Source organism: Candidatus Cloacimonadota bacterium (assembly GCA_012522635.1).
Taxonomy (GTDB): Bacteria; Cloacimonadota; Cloacimonadia; order Cloacimonadales; family Cloacimonadaceae; genus Syntrophosphaera.
Genome location: JAAYKA010000016.1, coordinates 45559 through 66137, shown reverse-complemented (window position 1 = coordinate 66137; position 20579 = coordinate 45559). Strand labels below are relative to the sequence as shown.

At 50.3% G+C, this 20579-nt stretch carries 13 protein-coding genes and 1 tRNA gene; 8 read left to right on the top strand and 6 right to left on the bottom strand.

What is annotated here, in order from left to right:
• Positions 1-1249, bottom strand: a 1249-nt coding sequence (locus GX135_00955) for a peptidase A26 (protein NLN84655.1), incomplete at its 3' end; no start/stop codon positions are given.
• 20 nt (positions 1250-1269) lie between these two features.
• Positions 1270-3054, bottom strand: coding sequence for a T9SS type A sorting domain-containing protein (locus GX135_00950; protein ID NLN84654.1), 1785 nt, complete (start codon positions 3052-3054; stop codon positions 1270-1272).
• 634 nt (positions 3055-3688) lie between these two features.
• Here GX135_00950 and GX135_00945 point away from each other — a divergent pair.
• The 7 genes from GX135_00945 (at position 3689) to GX135_00915 (ending at position 11932) form a co-directional block, all read left to right on the top strand.
• Positions 3689-4972, top strand: a complete 1284-nt coding sequence (locus tag GX135_00945; protein NLN84653.1) for an ABC transporter substrate-binding protein — start codon at positions 3689-3691, stop codon at positions 4970-4972.
• Between the two features lie 81 nt (positions 4973-5053).
• Positions 5054-5141: transfer RNA gene (locus GX135_00940), tRNA-Leu, on the top strand.
• A gap of 183 nt (positions 5142-5324) precedes the next feature.
• Complete coding sequence (locus tag GX135_00935; protein ID NLN84652.1) at positions 5325-6344, top strand: PorV/PorQ family protein; 1020 nt, start codon at positions 5325-5327, stop codon at positions 6342-6344.
• Positions 6345-6478: 134 nt separating this feature from the next.
• Positions 6479-9586, top strand: coding sequence for a T9SS type A sorting domain-containing protein (locus GX135_00930; GenBank protein ID NLN84651.1), 3108 nt, complete (start codon positions 6479-6481; stop codon positions 9584-9586).
• Between the two features lie 16 nt (positions 9587-9602).
• Positions 9603-10616: a hypothetical protein gene (locus GX135_00925; protein NLN84650.1), complete on the top strand. Its 1014-nt coding sequence runs from the start codon at positions 9603-9605 to the stop codon at positions 10614-10616.
• Positions 10617-11273, top strand: coding sequence for a hypothetical protein (locus GX135_00920; GenBank protein ID NLN84649.1), 657 nt, complete (start codon positions 10617-10619; stop codon positions 11271-11273).
• Complete coding sequence (locus GX135_00915; protein NLN84648.1) at positions 11273-11932, top strand: hypothetical protein; 660 nt, start codon at positions 11273-11275, stop codon at positions 11930-11932. Before GX135_00920 ends, GX135_00915 begins: the two co-directional genes overlap by 1 nt.
• 33 nt (positions 11933-11965) lie before the next feature.
• Here GX135_00915 and alaS read toward each other — a convergent pair whose 3' ends face one another.
• The 3 genes from alaS to GX135_00900 form a co-directional block, all read right to left on the bottom strand.
• Entirely contained in the window at positions 11966-14578 is a 2613-nt protein-coding gene (gene alaS / locus GX135_00910) for an alanine--tRNA ligase (protein NLN84647.1), read from the bottom strand.
• A complete protein-coding gene (gene trxB / locus GX135_00905; GenBank protein NLN84646.1) occupies positions 14568-15524 on the bottom strand; it encodes a thioredoxin-disulfide reductase in 957 nt (318 codons plus the stop codon). Before trxB ends, alaS begins: the two co-directional genes overlap by 11 nt.
• Before the next feature lie 618 nt (positions 15525-16142).
• A complete protein-coding gene (locus GX135_00900) occupies positions 16143-17021 on the bottom strand; it encodes a hypothetical protein (GenBank protein ID NLN84645.1) in 879 nt (292 codons plus the stop codon).
• 264 nt (positions 17022-17285) lie between these two features.
• Here GX135_00900 and GX135_00895 point away from each other — a divergent pair, with 264 nt between their 5' ends.
• A complete protein-coding gene (locus GX135_00895) occupies positions 17286-19496 on the top strand; it encodes a hypothetical protein (protein ID NLN84644.1) in 2211 nt (736 codons plus the stop codon).
• Between the two features lie 13 nt (positions 19497-19509).
• Here GX135_00895 and GX135_00890 read toward each other — a convergent pair whose 3' ends face one another.
• Positions 19510-20577, bottom strand: a complete 1068-nt coding sequence (locus tag GX135_00890) for a hypothetical protein (GenBank protein NLN84643.1) — start codon at positions 20575-20577, stop codon at positions 19510-19512.
• Positions 20578-20579 lie beyond the last annotated feature (2 nt).

Genomic DNA, 20579 nt, shown 5'->3' with positions numbered 1-20579 from the left:
GGATGATGAAACCAGATTCAAACCTGCCCACCAAGCCGCCTGTCTCCACATCGCCTGTCACGCTTCCAATGCTGAAACAGTCTTGCACAGTATTGTCAAGATTAACCCCCACCAAGCCGCCAACAACTGAACTCCCCGTAACGTCCCCGCTGCTGTAGCAATTTTTGATGGGTCCACTGTTTACCCCAATCAGGCCACCCAATTGGCTGATGCCCGTAACGTCCCCGGTGCTGTAGCAGTTCATAAACACATTTTCACTACTGCCCACCAGACCGCCAACCCGTTCTTCACCCTCAACGTTTCCTGTGCTGTAGGAATGCCAGATGGTTCCTTCATTTGAACCCACCAATCCTCCAACATCGGTGTTGCCCGAAACGTTCCCGTCGCTGTAGCAAAATGTGATTGAATACTTGTTGACGCCAATCAAGCCGCCAACTCGTTGAGCTCCGGAAACATTGGCGGTACTATGGCTATCATAAATAATCCCACCGGATCCCACCAATCCACCGATAGCCACATTACCGTTTACTTCTCCTGAGCTGTGGCAATTGCTTATGGTGCAAGAATAGGCTAGACCCAGCAATCCACCGATAGTCACATTACCGTTTACTTCTCCTGAGCTGTGGCAATTGCTTATGGTGCCCCAGTAGTCGACACCGACCAATCCGCCTGCCAATGTTTGACCTGAGACATTTGCTGCGCTATGACAGTTGCTGATTGAGCCGCCGGACCCTGCCAAACCACCGGTAGATGATGTACCGGTTACGTTTCCCGTAACAAAGCAATTATAGAGGGTGCCCCAATTGGCTGAACCTGCCAATCCACCGACGAAGTGATGACTGGTCACATCAACGTCTGCAAGCCCCAGGTTTTGAATGGTTCCTTCCAGTCTACCAAAGAGACCTTGAGAGCTGCCAATGGGTCTATTTATATAGAGTCCCGAAATCACGTGTCCATTTCCATTGTAGTTGCCATGAAAATTCTTTAGATAGTTAACTCCTCCAATTGGCTCCCAGCCTTCGCCCTCGTTCCATGGGGGGACGCCCAAATCAATATTTGCCGTTTGGATAAAGTATTTGTCTTCATGCGCAACTCCCAAATAATACCGCACGTTGTTCAAATGTTCGGCCGTGGCGACCTGCCAGGGGTCGTCCTGGGTGCCGGAACCTCCGGCGAACTGGGCAAAAACCGATGTCGAAAGCATCGATAAAAACATCAATGCCAGCCAAAAAAAGCTTTTCCTTTTCATGTCTTTCTCCTTATAAAATCCTATTTCACCACCACCATCCTGGACGTGGCGATTCTGTGTTTATCCCTTTCCAAACTCAAGAGATAAACCCCATTTGAAAGCCGCTTCCAAGCCTCAAGGGGAAGCTCGAAGCTCTGTTCTTTTTCAAAACCCAAAATCTCCGCGGAATACACTTTCTGTCCACGAACGTTATAGATTGCATAGCTGAGCTTTCCAGGGCTTTCGCTTTTGATGGAAACCCTCGGCGCTTTGAAAGCCGGCTGTGGAAATGCGCTGATCATGTTTTCCGGGATGGACGGAACGGGGTCGTCAATTCCGGAATCAGTGTGAAAGGCTCGAAGGTAGGGGTAGCCGCCGTTTATGCTGTGTTCTGCATCCGGCGCCCAGATTTCCCAGTCCCAAGCCACGTAGCTGTCATCGCTGTGGGGAAAGACCATCTGCGCCGTCAGGCGCCCTTGTCCGCCATCGCTGCTGGATTGAGCCGAAGCTTCCATATCCCAATAGCTGCTTAGAATCTGCGTGTTGTTGGGCTGATTTTTTCCCACCAAACCGCCCGTAGTTGGGATTTCACCAAAAACGCCCCCATAGCTGTATGATGTGAGGATGAAGGCCTCATTTTTTCCCGCCAAGCCGCCGGTGTTGTCATTGCCATCAACGTTGGCGGCGCTATAGCAGTCTCGGATAAACCCCGAGGTTCTGCCCGCCAAGCCGCCGGTATTTTCTTCGCCCCACACCTCTCCCTGGCTATAGCATTCTTTGGTTAACCCTTGATTCCATCCCACAAACCCACCCGTATCTTGCATGCCATAAACGCTTCCTGTGCTAAAGCAGTTTGAGATGCTTACGAGGTTCTCTCCCACAAATCCGCCGGTTTTAATTTGGCCGTTTACAGCTCCCGTACTGTGGCAAAAGTCCATCGGAAAAGCGGAACTGCCCGCAAATCCGCCCGTACTCGTGACGCCATAAACCTCTGCGGAACTATGACAGAGGGTGGCGTAGATCTGAAATTCTTCGTCAATAATCTTGTAATCAAATTCTCCTGCAAAGCCGCCGGTCTTATATTCTCCGGTCACCTCACCGCTGCTGTGGCAGTGGGAAATATCGGCATCGTTTAACACAGTTCCGATCAAACCTCCCGTGTTCTCCATTCCCCAAACCGTTGAAGAGCTGTAGCAGTTCAGGAGTTTGCCGCCTTCAATTCCCCCAAGCAGACCGCCCGTGTGTAACTGCCCCATAACCGTTGCGGAACTGTGGCAGTCGATGATTTGGGAATAGTTAGCCAAGCCCACCAAGCCGCCGACAGTACTATAGCCTTCAACGTATCCTGAACTGTGACAGCCGCTGATGACACCGGCCCCGTCGGCTTCTCCCACCAAAGCGCCGACATTTGTTCCGCCTGTCACGTTTACGTCCTCCAGTTCCAAATCCCGGACGCTTCCGCGCATGACGCCAAAAAGAGCCTGAAAATTCTCATCCGGCCTGTCGATATAGAGTCCGCTGATTTTATGCCCGGCTCCATCGTAATTGCCTTGAAAGTGAGTTTGCCAATCCTCTTGTCCAATCGGCTCCCAGCCTTCGCCCTCGCTGTAGGGAGGAACCCCCAAATCGATATCCGCCGTTTGGATGAAAAACTTATCGTGATGCACCGATCCAAGGTAGTTGCGCAGATTGTTCAAATGATCTGCCGTGGCAATCTGCCAGGGGTCGTTCTCGGTGCCGGAACCTCCGGCGAACTGGGCAAAAACCGATGTCGAAAGCATCGATAAAACTATCAATGCCAGCCAAAAGAAGCTTTTCCTTTTCATGTCTTTCTCCTGATTTTCCAAAACTTTATTGTGGTTATCACTTGCTTAAAACGTTATGGATTCTCCCGTACAGGTGTTTTCAGGTGGGGACACTCTATGTGAATATTTGTTTGCAATTTTCATTCCTATAAAGGCTAATTTATAAATACATCATCACTTGTTCCCCGACAAGGATGTTTCCTTTCCACCATATTTTTAAAATCAAATTCCATGACAAGCATAAAGATTCAACAAAAACGAAATGACGCTTCGGGGCTGGGTTGTGGTGGGCGGAGTTGGGTGGTCGGAAGAACATTGTGCCAGATGAATCTGGCACCAACGACCGGATGAATCCGGTGTTCCTCCAAGCTCAGGGGCTGGGTTGTGGTGGGTGGAGGTGGGTGGTGGGAAGAACATTGTGCCAGATGAATCTGGCACCTACGACCGGTTGAAACCGGTGTTCCGACCTGTCCTAAGTTGGCGTTCGGAATGACGGTTCGGGGTTTGAAAAGTGAAATGACAGCTTCTCAGCCAAAAATGAAATTATGGGAATCGAGCTTCAGGCTAAAAAAAGATTGACTGGAAAGCGGAGGCAGAATTAAATGGAAGCTTGGATGTCCTGTGGCATCGCAATGACACTTTAAAGGAAAGAACCATGAGGCGATTTTTGAGCCTGCTCCTACTTTTAACACTTTTTTTGGTGGGCTGCGGCCCTTCCGCGCGATCCGATAGAGTTCAGATTCGTTTTTGGCACGGTCTCAGCGGCCCCTTGGGTGATGTTTTGAACGAAATGATTATCGATTTCAACAAAACGCACCCCAACATTGAGGTCGTCGCGAATCCCATCAGCAGCTACAACGCCCTTCAGCAAAAGCTTTCAGCGTCCCTGCAGGTGGGAAAACAGCCAGACCTCGCCCAAGTTTTTGAATCCTGGGCAGCCAAATATCAACAGGATGACGTGTTGGTGAGCATTGATAGCCTTTTGGCAAATGATGCGGATTTCACTCCCGAAGAACTGGATGATTTTTATCCCGTGTTCATGAATTCCATCACCTATCAGGGGAAAAAGTGGTCATTTCCATTCAATAAAAGTGTGCGTGCCTACTTCTATAACAAAGACGCCTTTTGGCGCGCGGGATTGGATCCCAACCATTTTCCCGAAACCTGGGATGAATTCCGGGAATATTGCGGCATTCTGACCAGCCCCAAAACCAAGGACAGTCCCGCCAGATACGGCGCGAATTTCACCGTGAACGAATGGCAATTTGTAAACCTGATTCACCAGGCGGGTGGAACCATCATGGACGAAAACGACAGACCCGTCTTGAACAGTCCGGCAGGCTTGGAGGCGTTGAACTACACTCTGGGCTTGGTGAACAAGGATAAAACCGCACTGGCAACCAAGGAATTGGATGGGCAAAACGCTTTTATGGCGGGAACCGTGGCGATGTTTGAAGGCTCCAGCGTTTCCATCACCTATATGCGCCAACAGCCCATCAATTTCAACATTGGCTATGCCCCTCTGCCGGTCTATAAAACCCGTAAAAGCGCCATCAGCGGCGCGAATATCGTAATTTTCAAAAGTGGAAATCCCAAACGTGAACAAGCCGCCTGGGAATTCATCAAATGGTTCACCGATACAGAGCAAACAGCCAAATGGAGCGCTCGCACCTGCTATATGCCTCTGCGTAAAAGCGCCATGAAAACCAAGACCATCATTGACTTTCTGGATACATACCCCCAGTTTAAAGCCATCTACGCCCAGTTGGACGACGCGGTTTTTGAACCTCAACATCCAGCCTGGTTTGCGGGACGGGATGAACTGAAGCATTCCCTGGAAAGAGCAAAGGAAGGGAAACTCACGCCCCAACAGGCTTTGGATGAGGCGGCGGCTGTTTTGGCGGCAGAGATTGCCCGGGAATCCAAACATTCAAAGTAGGCCGTATTGATTATGGCTTGGCAAAAATGTTCACATTCTGCTTGACAAGTATTCAAGAGCGTGAAAAAAGGTACTAAATGTGCCGAAGTGGTGAAATTGGTAGACGCAGTGGACTCAAAATCCACCGGACTTATAGTCCGTGCCGGTTCGATTCCGGCCTTCGGCACCAAAACATTTTGGGAGAATGAAAACCGCGTTGTTACTTTACAAGCTGCGTTCCGTATGTGACAGTGGCGTTATTGAGAGGATTTTTGGGTGTTTGTTTCCCCTGGGATCATAGTTAATATATATGGTATCGGGTTATTTTTCACCCGGACCGATAAAAAAATGTGACCACTAATGTGGAGGTAAAATGTATAAGTATAAATTGCTGGTTCTGGCTGCGCTGATCGTGGCGCTTGCCCTGCCCTTGGGAGCCATCTCACAAGCTTCGATGCTCTCCCTCACTTTCGAACCCGGTGGACGCGCCAATGGTATGGGACGCGCCTACTCTGCTGTCGCGGACGACGCCTATGCCGCCTGGTGGAATCCAGGAGCCACGGCGTTCAACCGTAAAACCCAGCTTGCCGGCTCCCACATTCCCTGGCTGGCAGGTTCCGGCTTCAATGACATGTATTATGAATATCTGGGCTGGAACCAGTATTTTAAAGGTTTGGGCAATTTCAACGCCCACATTCTGCTCCTGGACATGGGAGAACAGTTGCAAACCGATGAAAACAACAACGAAATCGGCAACTTCCACAGTTTTGAATTCGCCGCAAACGCCGGATACAGCTATGACGTTATCCCGGAACATCTGGGCGTCGGAGCAAACTTCAAGCTGATGTACAGCTATCTGGGGCCTGGCCAACCCACGGAGCCGGATGGAAAAGCCTTTGGTTTTGCCTTTGATATAGGCGCCAAATATCAGGATTTCCTCACCCACGGCACAAATCTCTCGTTTGTCATCCAAAACATTGGACCCAATATCACTTACATCGACCAGGAACAATCCGACCCGCTGCCCATGACAGTTAGATTGGGAGCCGCTTACAAGATTCTGGATATGCCCATGAATAAACTGCTTGTTTCCGCTGAGGCAAGCAAGGTTTTGGCGAATGAAGATCCTCTCTTGAAGCGCTTTGTGACAGGATGGGAACACATGGATGAAACCATCTATGGCTTCGGCGCGGAATACACCTATCTGGACCTCATCTCCCTGAGAGGCGGATATTTCCTGGATGACGCCGGCAGCGTGACCGGACCCAGCTTTGGCGCTGGTATCCAATATACCTTCAGCAAAAAATACAAACTCACAGCCGACTTCAGCATGGTTCCCGCCGGCGAACTGGTTGATTTCAACAAAGTTTTCTCCCTCGGCTTTGAATTTTAAAGAAACCCTACCGATAAATACAAGTGAATTCCACTAAAAATTGCCCCCCATGCTTTCGGGCATGGGGTGGCTTTGTCTCAGCGGCGACACTGAAGACTTTTTTCAGCTTGCTTTTAGTTGCTTTTTTGAGTGTTTTGAGCGCCCAAAAGCTGGACCTTAAAAAGCACTGGGAAGCCTCTCCCCCACGCCGTCATCCCCACACACATCTGCTTAGAAAAGCTGCAGATACACCCCCATCCATCAGAAGCGCCAATTTTGATCGTCTGCTGGTGATTCTGGTGGATTTTCAGGAAGAAACCACGGATGACCCCAACACCACCGGAAATGGTAAATTCCTCCTGGAAGCTGATCCCAGCTATAAAAGCACCATCGGCAGCCCACCCCACGACCGAGATTATTTCCTGAAAAACATGGAAGCCCTCCGCTATTATTATTTGGCGGCTTCGGCTGGGTCTTACGACCTCCAATATGAAGTGTGGCCTCCCACAGGAGCATATACCCTGCCTGAAACCATGGGCTGGTATAACCCTCCCAACGCGGAATCGGGTTTGTTTGTGGCGCGGATGGAAAAGTATTTCAAAGACGCCTTCGAAATCGCGGACGCTCAATCCCCGGAACTCAATTTCGGCAGCTTTGGACACTTCATGATTATCCACGCCGGCTCGGACTGGCAACACGATATCGATGGCGACACTCCTTCCGATATTCCCTCATTTTTCATCAGGGTGGAAGAAGGCAAAGAAGCCGTGGTGGATGGCGGTAACACACTGATTCAACACGCCTGTAACGTTCCCTCCACCATCTCACAGGATTTTTATACCCAGGATTCGGGGGACTACGTCTTTCATGGCGGATATGGCGCTTTGAACGCGGTGTTGGCGCATGAATTTGGCCACTCCCTGGGCTTCAAGGACCTCTACAACGTATATAATTGGCAGCCAATGGTGGGCGTGTTCGACATCATGGACAGCGGCGGCGCCGGGGTTTTGATGGATCAATTGGATGACGGTTCCTACGTGCTTTTGGAAGGCGGCCTGCCCACTCTCCCCGGAGCCTGGTCTCGGGAATTGGTTTTTGGGCGGGATTTACAGGATGCCGGGTTGTTGATTGATCTGGATGAAGAATTACTGTTTTTTCAAATCCAGCTCGGGGCAAGCAGCCACAAACAAAACGGCTCTTTAACACAGCCCCAAATCCTGCGCTTCCGGCTTTCGCCCACCGAGTATATTTTGGTGGAAAACCGCAGCGTTGACCCCGATGGAGACGGCGCCACGGCGGTGAAGGCAAGTGAAGACCATCGTGTAATCCTTTATCCAACAGGCATCAACGACCCTCAGGATTTGCCCACCTATGAATACGACTACCTTTTGCCCTCATTCCAGAAAAATGATGGCTCCAGTGTGGGTGGCGGCATTTTGGTTTGGCGGATAAATGAAGACCAAATCTACAACCAGGGATATATCGATGCCGATGGCAGCTTTGTTTCAAATTTTGAAAATAATTCGGTGAATACGCTCTATCACAAACGTGGCGTGGAAATCATCGAAGCGGACAATTTGCCGGACATCGGAAACGAGAATTCATGGTTTTGGACCGGAACTCAATATGACTATTTCAATGCTAAAAAACCGGTTCTGGATGGAAACGGGTTCTTTCATGGCTGGAGCTTGGAGCCATGGACGCCACGCCTGAACAGCGATACAAAACCTCCACTTCGGGATAACAAAGGTAATGGTTCGTTCATCTGGCTGGATGAAATCGGCGATCCGGGTGCCTTGATAAGTGTGACACCCATGGCGGGATTTTTCCAACGAAGCCAAAGGCTCGAAACCGTTGAACCCGCGATTATGGTTGGTCCCACCATGAATTCCAGCTTCAGTAATCTGGTTATCCCGGTTCTCGGTCAAAACAGTATCACCCTGTTCGGCCATGAAGGAAATCAATGGGTGGATTTGATGGGTCCCTTCGATTGGGAAGCGGGTGAAATCAGCCAAGCTCTGGTGGTTGCGTATCAGGATTCAGACTATTACACAGAGCTTCTCGTGACCAGGGATAACAGCTTGGAAATTGTGGAATTTTCCATGGATGCCCTGCAGAGCAGATTTGTCAATTTCCCCTCCACCATCACCTCAGCTCCACTTTTTTGGAACGATAAAGTCTATGTTGCCACCGATGAAGGCTTGGGACTGGTTGCGAATAACGTGGGGCAGGAATATGTGAATATCGGCAGGGTTGATGGTTTGGCAAGATTTGGCAACGAATTGCTGGCGCTCAGCCGGGACCTTCTCTTTATCCTGGAGCCAGAAACGCTTCTTGTATTATTTGAAATGGAACTGCCTGAACCTTTTGGGGATTACGAACCGATTTGCCTCCAAAACCAGGACCTAAGCCAAAGAATTCTTTTCCTGATGGCAAACAGCGGCAATATCTACAAATACGAAGATGAAACGCTGCAAAAGATATTCAGCCACATTTTGGAACAGAAACCCACTCAAATGGGGATTACCCGGCTTCCAGGCACCTCAGATACTGTTGTTCCAGCCGTTTTCTGGGGTGCGGGAAACAGAATCTACGCCATGAGACACGACGGTACCCTCCTTCAGGATTTTCCCTACAATGCTTACCCACTGGAGTTTAGCCCCGGTGAACACGTTTTTTCCCAAGCTCATCTCTCGCAAAGATGGATGTATTTTCCCCTTTCAGACGGAGGTCATATTGCGTTCCAGCCCGGCGAGGGTATCCAGTGGCAATGCTCACTTCCGTCAAGCTCTGGCCTCGCACCCAGGCTGGATCTTTTGCCCACCTCCGTTATACCCGAAATGAGAAGCTTGGTTTGGTACTATGTGGATTCATCAGGTCAAGCGCTCATTCACACTCAAGCTCAAAGTGTGCTTGAATTTAGCATCCTTTGGAATGGATTCAGAAACCAGGGGGACGGAAGTTTTTGGGCGAGCTTGCCTGATGATGAGCCTTCTCCAACCCAGGATTTCACCGCCTTTGTGTTCCCCAATCCCGTGCGGGAAAACAGCTTCAGGGTGCGCGTGGATAACTTTAATCAAGATATCAAACTGCGGATCTTCGATATCAAAGGTTCGCTGATCCAAAATCATCACATTCCCTCCAACGGAATTCTCCGCAGAGATATATCCCTCGATAGCGGCGGCCTTGCTTCCGGTGTTTACATCGTGGTTTTGCAAAAAGGCGAGGATATGAAGCGGATAAAATTCGCCGTGGAAAAATGACCAAAAGGGCTTTGAAGTGAAAAAAACCATTTTAATCTTATTGGGTATGGCGCTGTTGAGCGCGGCTTTTGCCCAAAATATCGACGACCTCATCTTCCAGGAATCCGATGACGCGCTTGCTCAAGACATCATCAGTGTTAAATTTGAGAAGAAAGACGCCCGCCTGGCGATGATTTTTTCAGCCCTGGTACCTGGAGCCGGACAGTTTTATGCCAAACCAAGCGCCATCAGCGCCTACCTTTTCCCGGTTATCGAGCTTGGCCTCATCGGTGGGATTGTATATTTCAAATCTCAGGGCGATAAAATGACCGATGAGTTTGAATATTTCGCCAACGGGGAAACCGTCACTCATACCTTCAACTACACGGTGCATGGGGAAGAATATAGTTTCACCTATGAAGGACCTCGCTACAGTCGAGCCTACCAGGATGCTGTGCAAACCGTGTTGATGAACATCAATCCCGGCACGCTTGATATCTATGACGGCACCTTCTTCCGGCTGGATCATGAAAATACCCAACACTTTTACGAAGACATTGGAAAATATAACAAATACGTGTTTGGCTGGGCGGACTGGTATCATCAATTTGCCTCAGACCCCAGAACCGGCAGCTTTTATCTGAATCAGATTCCAGGCGATGCCACCTGGGTCTGGAACCCCCATCACAGCGAGCCTTCATTGATTCACCACAATCGCTGGATCAAGAATTATGACATCGCCTACTATCTGAACAGCGGTGGAGACCTCGACCCCTCCCATGCTGTGGGACCCGGAGAGTTGGCAGCATCCCCGTGGCGTCAGGAATATCTGCAAATGCGCAGAGACACGAACAAGCAATATGCCTACGCCAATTATGTGGGCTTGGGACTTGCCGTGAACCATATCGCGGCAGCAATCGACGCCGCCAGACTCACCCGACAGGTCAACCGCAGTTCCCTGGCTCAAAACAAGCTTGAATTCCAATATTACACCGGGTTGAGCGGCAACAATCACCTCACCCCCAGCTTGGGCCTAAGCTACAGGTTTTAAATGCGTTACACTCTCTTAGTCATAATCCTGCTATCGCTCTTATTCGCGGTCCCGCTAAACGCGCAATCCAAAGCGCTGCCTCTGAGTATGTCAGCTTTGATGCCGGGCAGCGGAGAAATCATTTTGGGAAAAACCACCCGGGGCGGAATTATGGTTGCCGCAGATCTGGTGGCTCTCACAGCCTGGCTGGCAACGGGCAGGGAAATCAACAACCTCACCTCCTCCTACCAACAATACGCAAAAACATACGCCGGTATTCCGGATGAAATGTCGGACAAATACTATCAGCATATACAACAATATCTTAGCAGTGACGACTTCAACAACAATCAGATATTGGGCGCCAGAAACTATTATCTGATATATGGTTATGACCCCCAAGCCTACGCCGATTATGTGGCGGAAAACACCTATTCTGAAGATGAAGCCTGGGCTTGGCAAAGCCCCGAACATCAGGCGCATTACCGCTCTTTGCGTTATCGCACTCAAAGCACCAAAATGTATCAAAATCTGAGCTTGGGTGTGATGTTGTTGAACCGTTTCGTCAGCCTGATAGATGTCGCCCTCATTTCCAGGGACTCTCAAAAACCCACCCCTGTATATTTTTCTCCCTTGGAAAACGGCGGGCTCATGCTGAACTATACATTGGAGTTTTAATGCCTTTCCAGATAAAACACTTGGTTTCGCTGGTGCTGCTGCTTGTCTTGGGCACCACCCTGGTCGCTGAAAGTACTGCCCTGCAAATGGCTCAATCGCTTGTCCTGCCTGGTCTTGCCCAGGTTCGTCATGGTAAAACCCACGGTTACGCCATGTTGGCGGCTGAAACCGCCATCATTTCCGGTATGTTCTATTTCAACCAGGAAGCCACCCTCAAAAAACGCGAATCCTATGAATACGCCCTGAAATTTGCCCACATCCTTCCCGGCGACCACAGCGACGCCTATTTGCGTGACCTCAGCCGCTACAACAGCAGCGGGTTTGAAGCCGGTGGATACAATGCCATGATTCGCGAAGAAGCGATTAACCTCTTTCCCCACGACCCAGACCAACAGCAGATTTACATCGAGGAAAACATATATCCAGACGAGCTTTCATGGAACTGGGACAGCAAAGACGACCGTGCCTCCTTCGTGCAAATCCGCACTCAGGCTCAAAATATGCGTGATTATGGCAAGGTTGCCGTGGGTGTGATGATTGTGAACCACCTCATCAGCGGCTTGGACGTCTTGCGCTACAACGCCCGGGACAAACAAGCCCAGGTGTATCTGGGCATGAAAGACCACGCCCCCATGGTGATGTTGAACCTGAGCTGGTGAGCCTCAACAGCCTTAAACCCTCCGAAGCTATTCCTATTTAGCCTGTTTTAATATCTCCCGAATGATTTCCGGGAGTTTTTCACGTATCTCCGCAATCTTTTCCGGATTGCTTCCTCCGCCCATCGCGGAATCCGCTCTGCCGCCACCTTTGCCACCCATAAGCTGGGAAACCGTTTTCACGATGTTCCCGGCGTGGAATTTTTCTTTCAATCCCGCTCCCACCACGCTGAGTATGGAAACCTTGTCTCCATTGCGAACGAACAGAACGGAAACGGCGTCCTTGGCTCTGTCTTTCAAAATGTCGCCCAGTTCACGCAATTTGGCAGGGTCGGCTTCCACCACCGCGCTCAAGAGCCGAAAATCGCCCATATCCTTAATCTGTCCCAAAAGCTTCTGCGCTTCCGCACCACTTTGCCCGGCTTCCAGTTTTTTCAAATGCTGTTCCAATTCCGAAACCCTGTTCTGAAGCCCCTCCAGCTTTTGTTCCAAAGCTTTTTCGGGAACTTGTAGATTCTGAGCCATGCCTTTTATCCGGTTTTGCAGGGTTTGCACAAATTCCTCGGCGCCACGCCCAGTGAGGGCTTCAATGCGCCTGATTCCGGCTGCAATCGAGCTTTCCGAGCTAATCTTGAAAAAGCCAATCCGCCCGCTGGATTCAACGTGTGTTCCGCCGCAAAGCTCCATGGAAAAATCGTCAACGCTCACCACTCTCACCTTTTCGCTGTATTTTTCTCCAAACAGGGCGATGGCTCCCGCTTCACGTGCTTCCTCCATTCCTTTGATAACCGCGCTCACAGGCAAGTCATCCCGGATGGCTTCGTTCACCTTTTTTTCCACTTCTCTAATCTCGTCCGGGGTCAAAGCCCGCATGTGGGTAAAGTCGAACCGCAGATAATCCGGGCTCACCAGCGAGCCTTTTTGCTGGACGTGGTCTCCCAAAATATCGCGTAAAGCCTTGTGCAGAAGGTGGGTGGCGGTATGGTTGCGCATGATGTCGTGGCGTCGCTTTAGGTCGATTTTGGCTGTCACCGGCTTTTCGGAAACCGCGCCTCGAACCAGTTCACCGCTATGGACAAAATAATCATCGTTTTTGCTCACCTGCGTGACCCGCATCTCAAAGTCATCGTTGAAGATACAGCCGGTATCGGCAAGCTGTCCCCCGCTTTCGGCATAGAAGGGGCTTTGGTCCAGTTGCAAATGCAAAAGTCCGTCCGGGGAAAGCCGATAGCGCTGGATTTTGGCGATAGCGCAGCTCTGTTCATAGCCCAAAAACTTTGTGGGGCTTGGGGTTGAAAGCTCCGTCCATTCTTCATCCGAAGCCTCCCAGGCGAATTTTGAGCTTTGTCTCGCTCTCTCCCGCTGGGCTTCCATTTCCGCTTCAAAGCCTTTGGTATCCACGCTCAAACCTTTTTCCTCCGCCATGGTCAGGGTCAAATCCAGAGGAAAACCGAAGGTGTCGTAAAGCTTGAAGGCGTCTTTTCCGGAAATGACATCTCCCTCCAGGCGCTGTAAAATCTCGTCAAAATGTTCCAAACCCTTGTCCAGAGCGTTATTGAAGCGCTCCTCCTCCGCCTTGATCACCATGCGGATATAGGCTTCCCTGCCCTTCAATTCGGGGAAATGTCCCCCCATCATTGAGCTCACCAAATCCACCAAATGGAACATGAAAGGCTCGGCGAAACCAAGCAGGCGTCCATGACGTGAAGCCCGGCGCAGAATACGCCGCAAAACATAGCCTCTGCCTTCATTGGAAGGAAAACCGCCATCGGCGAGCGCGAAACAGAGACAGCGGACGTGGTCCGCAATCACACGGTGGGAAACCCCAGTTTCGGGCGAATATTCCACCCCGCTCAATTCCGCGATTCGATTGATGATGGGCATGAAAAGGTCGGTTTCATAGTTGCTGGGAACCTTTTGCAAAACCTGAACCAGCCTCTCAAAGCCGGCTCCCGTATCCACATATTTTTGCTTCAGCGGAACCAAGGATTTATCCGCCTCACGGTTATACTGGATGAAAACCAGGTTCCAAAGCTCGATAAAGCGTCCACAATCTCCATTCACGCCGCAAACGTGCCGTTCCACACCTTCCAGCTCGCATTGCGCCTCGCCCAGGTCGATATGAATCTCACTGCAGGGTCCGCAGGGGCCGGTGTCGCCCATTTCCCAAAAATTATCCGCATCTCCCTGATAGAAAATGTGGGATTCATCAATATCGGTATCATCCCGCCAAAATTCAAAAGCTTCCTGGTCGCTGTCGTGGACAGTGGCGAAAAGCTTGTCTTTGGGGAGTTTAAAGACCTCCGTCAACAGCTCCCAGGCCCAGATGATGGCGTCTTTTTTGTAGTAATCACCAAAAGACCAGCTTCCCAACATCTCGAAAAAGGTGTGGTGATAGCCGTCTTTGCCAACCACTTCCAGGTCGTTGTGTTTTCCACCCGCCCGGATACATTTTTGGCTGTTGACCGCTCTGCGAACCGGCGCCTCTTTCAAGCCCAGAAAGATATTCTTGAATTGGTTCATCCCCGCGTTGGCAAAAAGCAGGGTGGGGTCGTCTTCTGGAATCACCGGTGAGGATGGGACGAACTGATGTCCTCGCTCGCGGAAAAAATCGATGAAAGCGCTGCGGATTTGGTTACTACTCAGCACTTTCGTCGTCTCCAATCCCTTCCACTTCATCATAATTTTCCAAAATCCATTTCTCGGCGCTGTAGGCAGCCACGGCTCCATCGCTGGCGGCTGTAATAACCTGGCGCAGAGGTGTGTGGCGAATGTCGCCCGCGGCGTAAATTCCCGGAACGTTGGTGTGCATATTTTCGTTGGTCAGAACAAAACCACCGCTATCCAGTTCCAGTCTGGATTCCAGGAGCTCGTTGTTCGGCAGGATTCCCACATAGATGAAAACCCCGTCCACCTCGATGAAAGAAACCTTTTCGGTGCGGCGGTTATAAACCTCCAGTTTTTCCATCAGTTCGTCACCGTGAATTTTTTGAACCACAGTATCCCAAACAATCTCTATCTTTGGATTTTTGATGGCGCGTTCCTGGATGATTTTTTGAGCGCGAAGCTCGTCTCGGCGATGAATGATATACACTTTTTTGGCAAAACGGGTCAGAAACAGGGCTTCTTCCACAGCGGAATCACCCCCACCAACCACTGCCACGACCTTGTTGCGATAAAGCGCTCCGTCACATGTGGCGCAATAGGATACGCCCCTTCCGGTGAAACGCTCTTCACCAGGGACATTCAACAGGCGTGGATGCGCTCCCGTGCAGATGATTAAGCTTTTGGCGCGGTAGGTGTTTTCCGGTGTTTCAATCACTTTACACATCCCTTCCATTCCGATGGCGGTCACTTCCTCATCGATGAATTGGGCCTTGTATATTTCAGCCTGTTGCCTCATCATTTCGGTAAGCTCAAACCCCGAAAGAGGTTGGGGAAAACCGGGATAGTTTTCCACTTCATTTGTGACTGTGATTTGCCCGCCAATGATACCTTTTTCAAACAAACCAGTTTTAAGACCGCCACGTGCGGCGTAAATCGCAGCGCTCAATCCAGCGGGTCCTCCGCCAATTATCATCACATCGTATTTCATTACTAACCTCTAATTTTTAAATTAAAATCATACAGTATACGCTTCTTTTGAATGTCGCTCTGGCGTCAAGTATTTTTCCTGAGCCAAAACCCGAAACGCCCCTAACACGATTCGCGCTCACAAAACAATATTATATATCCAAATAACATTCCCGCCAACAATCTTTAGGGATTTAAGCAATTCAGCGCGGAACACGATGACTCAAAACCTTAAAACAATACAACCTTACAAAGCCCTTCAAGCTGAAATCCCCGAACCCGACGCGTCATCCCAACTCGTCGGAACACCGGTTTTAACCGGTTTGGACTGCCGGATTTATCCGGTGAAGAATGAACGACAAAAACATCGTTTAATTCATTGTGCCAGATGAATCCGGTGTTCCTCCAAGCTCAGGGTTTGGGTGGTAGTGGGCGGAGTCTGGGTGGAAGAACACTGTGCCAGATGAATCTGGCACCCCCGACCGGATGACTCCGGTGTTCCTCCAAGGGCTGGATTCCTCGTTCCGCTCGGAATGACGGGCAGGTCTGGGTATGGGTGGTGACGACCTCCGGGTTTCCCTTTTAAGGCGTCTCAGACGCGTTTTAAGAGGCGATAATCTTTCTGCAATAGTTGTTCCAGTTATTCCGCCAGGATGAGCGTAAAGACGAATCCGCTGCCCTGGGAGCTGTAAACCATATATTTGAGGGCGTAATACTCCGAGGCTTCCAGGTAGCAGTTCATGGTGGCAACGGCGCCATAATCGCTGTCTTCTCCAATCATTTGATAGTCGTCCGCCTCATAATCGGGATCAACCAAATCCACATCCCACTGTTCGGTGAGCTTGATGTCAAAATCTTTTACCTCGTCGCTTCCGAAGCCAATAAAATAGCAATAGGTATCGATGGGCGCTCTGTAATTGAAAAAGCACTGGCTTTCATCTTCTTCCATGATTCCGCCAATGAGGAAGGTTTGATTCGGGAAAAACCGATATTCACCGTCATTATCGTCTAAAACGCTGAAAAATTCCACCATTTTGTCCAGCGCGTCCACACATTTTTCTCCGCTGCTGATGTAGGGACTGGAGGCATCGTTCATCACTCCCCAAAACACGAAAACGTCGTTGTAAGAGCTATGATTCGTGATGGTTACCGTGTAAGAACCTGAGCTTTTGGGGCGGAAATCGCAATTTGGGGCCGCGTCGCTTTCCAAGTCTTTGGCAACCACTTTTCCGTCTTCATCCACCACCCGGATGTCCAAATCGATGGCGTCGTCATCCCCATATGCCCAGATGTTATATTTTGTTCCGCGTTCGAACCAACGGCTGCTGGAAACGGATTCCCCTTCTTCCAAAAGAGCGCCATAAAAACTGGCACTGCCATCAAATTCCCAGCCAAATTCACAAATCGCACTGGTGTAAAGCGCCGCTTTCATCCCTGTTTGCAAAAGATAATCTGAAATCCCCGCCCCAGCCGTGAGCGCGGTCAGTAGAAGGATTGAAAATAATGCCAAGCGTTTCATTTTTCACTCCCTAAACACATGACGACGCCTCCTTGAGCGCGAAACGCCGCCAAAATTTTATTTGTGAATATATGTTTGGTGAACAGTGCCAAATTGTCAAGATATATTTTCGGTTTTTTCAGATGAAAGCCCAGCCTTGATTTCCCGGCTCTTGGATGGAGGCGTTAATCAAGCGATTGTTCGCCTCCCGAAACCACAAACTACTTGACGCCAAAACAAGCCCCGCCAAACTGATTTCAATCCAGTTTTTCCAAGGAGAATATCATGAAAAAGACAGCCATTTTCTTGATGATTGTGACGGCGATGCTGATTTGGGCGCCGGTTTTCGCCAAACATTCCGACGATTTTATCCTGGGCACCTATTCCTATATTTCGAACAGCGGAAAGCCCTGGGAACGGGAAGCCATGTATCATAAAATGAGGGAGTTGGGCTATAATTCCAATATCGCGGAAACCCACGTGGACAATGCAGATTTCGACACGTTGATGCAGGAAATGGACGCCTGGGGTCTGGATGTCTGGATTAGCGATAAAACCTGGGATTCCGCCACCCGCAACGCCAGCTACGCGCTTTCCACCGCCAATCATATCCGCTTTGAAGCCGAATATGCCGGTGAGAGTGAATTGAACCCCGGTGACGGCTGGGACAGCGGCTTTTGGTATGCCTCCCGTTCCGACAAAAATATGGCACGCGTGGGAAGGCCAAAAAGATTGTTGGAAGCCTCGAACGGCTGGGTTTGGCAGGCAAACAAGGGACGTGACAGCCAGGGCTGGATTTTCACCGACCTCCGTTATCGCTGGCCAAATCAAGGCGGCGCCTACGTTCGGCTGGGCAAGGAATTTCTGATTCATGATTCGCAAAACCCCGATGGCCAGCTTTATATTAAATTTCGCCTCAGAATCCTCGACACTCAAAAAAACCTGTCCGCTGACGCGCCACTCTTGAATTTCAGCCTCTGCGGATATGAATACAGCGCTAATGGCCATTCCTCTCAGGTGAGGGTTTTGACCCACCTTTTCCAGGGACGCAGGCAAACTGTCACATATTTTAACCTGAACGACCATCTGCTTTCCAAAAGCGGGGATTTTATCGAGCTGGAGCTGCAGGTTCCCTATGCAGCGCTTCTGGAAGCGAATTTGCTGAAAACAGGGGTTTCCAACGACCCCAAGGGAATGGCGCGCCTGGTGAACCTGAACCCAAGAATTTGGTGGTATGGAAATTGTGACGTGGAGGTGGATTGGGTGAGCGTTGAAGACCAAATTCATCACGATTTGCGCCCTGAAACCGCTTCCGGCTTGAGCGCAGCTTTGGGTAAAAGAATGAATGAACTTCAGAAACGCGCCCCGGGGAATTTGAGCGGATTTTATCTGATGGATGAACCCCGGGCGGGTCAATTCGCGGGACGCAATCTGGTTCAACAGGAGGCAAAAAAGCAGGGAATCCCCGTTATCGCAGCGGTTTACGATTATCTTTACCAGCAATATCCCATCAACGAAAAAAGCGGGGTTTACTATGATAATGTGGAGGCTTTCTATAAAAACGCCGAGCCGGAAATCATCACGCCGAACATCTATCCGCTTTCGCCCAACCTGAAATGGAGCCCGCGTGATGGCAATCCCGGACCTTTCATCCAAAATCTGCTCGATGAAAAATTGATTACCATCTACCGAAAAAGCATGGAATACCGGGATGGCGCGCAGGGACGCGGCTTCATCCCCATCGTTCAGGTTTTGGGCTCCTGGACGCAAAACGCGGAGGGAGACCAATGGCAAAGCTGGATTCAGCCGCCCACAGCCACCCAAAAAGTGTTGCTGTATCTGCCCCTCTGTTTCGCGCCGGATGGAATTTTCCATTACCGTCTGCGTGAATTTCAAAACGAGCAGGGCCATGGAAACCGGGCTGCCACCTTCTCCCAAGTGGGCGCTAAAAGTTATCCGGACCCGGTTGAAGACCCAATCTCATGGCCTGCCGTGTTTGAAAGCAATCCTCGGGTTTTGGAATATGGCAAAGCTTTGAAAAACCTCTCCTGGCTGGGCACCGAGGTGATTGGCACCGCGAAATCACAGGGGAAAAAGTGGCACAAACAGAGTTTGACCAAAAGCGCACAGGTGCAAAAACGCGGCAATGGGGATTATGAAGGCTACGTTCAGTGCGCCTGGTATCAGGACGGGGGCGGAACTCCCTGGTTCATGTTGGTGAACCGGCGGGCTAATTATTTTAAGCCGCTTGTTGCCAATGAACCGCGTTTTGTTCCGCCTTCAGATTTTGAGCTCTGCTTTCCTGAGGCGGAACCGCAAATCCTGGTCATCAATTTCGATAAGAAAAAACTGGCGAACTGGGGAAAAAACCAAGCGCTTTACGACATTTACGAGCAAACCCTCTACCCCATCCAAAACAACCAGGTTCAGATTCTGCTTCCCGCCGGAGAAGGCAGGCTCCTGAAACTGGTCGCGCATAAAGACTTGGGGCTTTAAAACGCCATCGCGCTCACAAGATGAGGCAGCGCTTGACCTGGCTTTGCCTTCCAGAAGCGGCACGGATGAAATATAGACCCGCTGGCAGGCGTTTTCCCTGAGGGTCGCGACCATCCCAATATATATGTGAGCCATGTTTCAGGCTGCCGGGAAGCTGAAACAGCAGCCTGCCCTTGAGGTCGTGAACCGCCACGCGATATTCATCCGCGTCAGCGGAGCCGAGCCCGATTTTCACCCCCTCCCGCAGAGGCTGTGGCCAAATCCGCAAATCGCTCACCGGAATCAGGTTTTCCCCGCTGGAGCTTCCTTCCACAATGATTTCCCAGACGATTTCGTGGCTGATGTCGGCATTGGAAATGAGGCAGGAAACGCTGTGGGTTCCGGGGTTGGGAAATGAGGTTTCAAAGATGAAATCCATGCCGGGGCTTTCCACTCCATCCACTTTCCAAACGAAATCCGTCAGCAAGCCGCTTCCCATCTCGATTACAAACATCAGCTCTTCATCCACGCCGATGTGAAATGCAGTTGAATCTGATGGAGTGACGTCGAAAATGGCGAGATCAAGCATCCGCAAAGTGTGGATGTTAACCGGCGTGAGAGGACGGTCGTTCGCGTCCACGGGCACCTGTCCAATCGCCAAAACCGTGTCCAAACCTTCAATCACCTTGCCAAAAACGGCATAATTCCCATTCAAATTCGGGGTTGGAGCCAGCGTGATGTAATATTGCGAACCAGCCGAGTTTGGCGCCGAAGTGCGCGCCATTGCCAGAATTCCAGCTTGATTGTGAAAGAGATTGGGGTGAAATTCATCCGGGATGGTGTAGCCCGGACCACCGTAGCCAGTTCCCTGCGGACATCCATCCTGAATCACAAAACCCGCCACCACGCGATGGAAAATCAGGTCGTTGTAAAAACCGCTGTTCGTCAGCGAAATGAAGTTGTTCGCGGTGATGGGCACCCATTGATCATAAATCTCCGCCACAAAGTTTCCCAGGGAAGTTTCCCATTGGGCAAAATGCAGAGCGCCCAAGCTTCCCAGAGCGCACAGCGCCAAAATTATAAACAAAGAAACGCGTTTCATTT

Excerpts from the sequence above, each read along its gene's own strand:
- GX135_00950 (NLN84654.1), bottom strand. The coding sequence starts at position 3,054 with ATGAAAAGGAAAAGCTTCTTTTGGCTGGCATTGATAGTTTTATCGATG.
- GX135_00945 (NLN84653.1), top strand. The coding sequence starts at position 3,689 with ATGAGGCGATTTTTGAGCCTGCTCCTACTTTTAACACTTTTTTTGGTG.
- GX135_00890 (NLN84643.1), bottom strand. The coding sequence starts at position 20,577 with ATGAAACGCGTTTCTTTGTTTATAATTTTGGCGCTGTGCGCTCTGGGA.
- trxB (NLN84646.1), bottom strand. The coding sequence starts at position 15,524 with ATGAAATACGATGTGATGATAATTGGCGGAGGACCCGCTGGATTGAGC.
- GX135_00900 (NLN84645.1), bottom strand. The coding sequence starts at position 17,021 with ATGAAACGCTTGGCATTATTTTCAATCCTTCTACTGACCGCGCTCACG.
- GX135_00935 (NLN84652.1), top strand. The coding sequence starts at position 5,325 with ATGTATAAGTATAAATTGCTGGTTCTGGCTGCGCTGATCGTGGCGCTT.
- GX135_00895 (NLN84644.1), top strand. The coding sequence starts at position 17,286 with ATGAAAAAGACAGCCATTTTCTTGATGATTGTGACGGCGATGCTGATT.
- GX135_00920 (NLN84649.1), top strand. The coding sequence starts at position 10,617 with ATGCGTTACACTCTCTTAGTCATAATCCTGCTATCGCTCTTATTCGCG.
- GX135_00915 (NLN84648.1), top strand. The coding sequence starts at position 11,273 with ATGCCTTTCCAGATAAAACACTTGGTTTCGCTGGTGCTGCTGCTTGTC.